Annotated in this window: 1 protein-coding gene; it reads right to left on the bottom strand. The window is 66.5% G+C overall.

All coding sequences use genetic code 11. The features are described 5' to 3' along the window. Window positions 1–41: 41 nt before the first annotated feature. Entirely contained in the window at window positions 42–1,346 is a 1,305-nt protein-coding gene (locus ACFOX0_RS34100) for an IS256 family transposase (RefSeq protein ID WP_377553802.1), read from the bottom strand. Between the last annotated feature and the right edge of the window lie 38 nt (window positions 1,347–1,384).

Raw genomic sequence — 1,384 nt, 5'->3', positions numbered from 1 at the left:
GGGAGTGTCAAGAAAACGGTGTAACTCGATATTGGTGAAGGTCAGTTACGGCCTGCGGACAGGCGTCCGTCGAAGGCGAGGTCGAAGGCGTTGAGGGCGGGTTTCCAGCGGGTGATCCAGCGGCGGCGGCCGGTGCCGGTCGGGTCCAGGGCCATCACGGCGAGGTAGACGCATTTCAGGGCGGCTTGCTCGTTCGGGAAGTGGCCGCGGGCCCGCACGGCTCGGCGGATCCGGGCGTTCACGCTCTCGATCGCGTTCGTCGAGCAGACGACCTTACGGATCTCGGCGTCGAAGGCCAGGAACGGCACGAACTCGGCCCAGGCGTTCTCCCAGAGCCGCACGATCGCTGGATAACGCTCGCCCCAGACCTCGGCGAACTCCAGGAACCGCTGCTCGGCGGCGGCCTCGGTCGGTGCGGTGTAGACCGGCTTCAAAGCCTTCGCGATCGCGTCCCAGTGCTGCCGGGACGCGTACTTGAACGAGTTGCGCAGCAAGTGGACCACGCAGGTCTGGACCACCGTCTTGGGCCAGACGGTGTTGATCGCGTCGGGCAAGCCGGTCAGCCCGTCGCAGACGGCCATCAGCACGTCCTCGACACCGCGGTTCTTCAGCTCGGTGCACACGCTGAACCAGAACTTCGCGCCTTCGCCGCCGTCGCCGGCCCACAGCCCGAGGATGTCGCGGGTGCCCTCGGCGGTGACCGCCAGAGCGACGTAGATGGGCCGGTTGGCGACCTTCCCGTCCCGGATCTTCACGTTGATCGCGTCCAAAAACACCACCGGATAGACCCGGTCCAGGGGCCGGTTCTGCCACTCGGCCATGCCGTCCATAACCTTGTCGGTGATCGTGGAGATCGTCTGCCGCGACACGTCGGCGCCGTAGACTTCGGCCAGGTGAGCGCTGATCTCACCCGTGGTCAGGCCCTTGGCCGACAGCGACAGGACCATGTCCTCGACCCCGGTCAGCCGGCGCTGCCGCTTCTTGACGATCTGCGGCTCGAACGAACCGTCCCGGTCCCGCGGCACGACGATCTCGACCGGGCCGACGTCGGTAAGCACCGTTTTCGCCCTCGATCCGTTGCGGGAGTTCCCGCCGTCCTTGCCGGCCGGATCGTGCTTCTCGTAGCCGAGATGGTCGGTGATCTCGCCGTCCATCGCCGCCTCGATCACGCGCTTGGTCAGTTGCTGCAGCAGCCCGCCCTCGCCGGTCAGCTGCAAGCCCGAGGTCCGGGCCTGCTCGACGAGCTGACCGATTAGCTCGGCGTTCACCCCGGCCGGCAGGCCAGGCTCCTGCTGCTTCTTCTTCGCCACCGCGGCAGTATCCACGGCGTCAGTCGTCACGGTCATCAGGTGCGTCTCCTTGATCAGGAGTTACACCGTTCTTT

The organism is Micromonospora zhanjiangensis, from assembly GCF_042650605.1.
Taxonomy (GTDB): Bacteria; Actinomycetota; Actinomycetes; order Mycobacteriales; family Micromonosporaceae; genus Micromonospora_J; species Micromonospora_J zhanjiangensis.
Note: the sequence above shows the minus strand (reverse complement) of the source record. Positions and strands in the feature narration are given on the sequence as shown.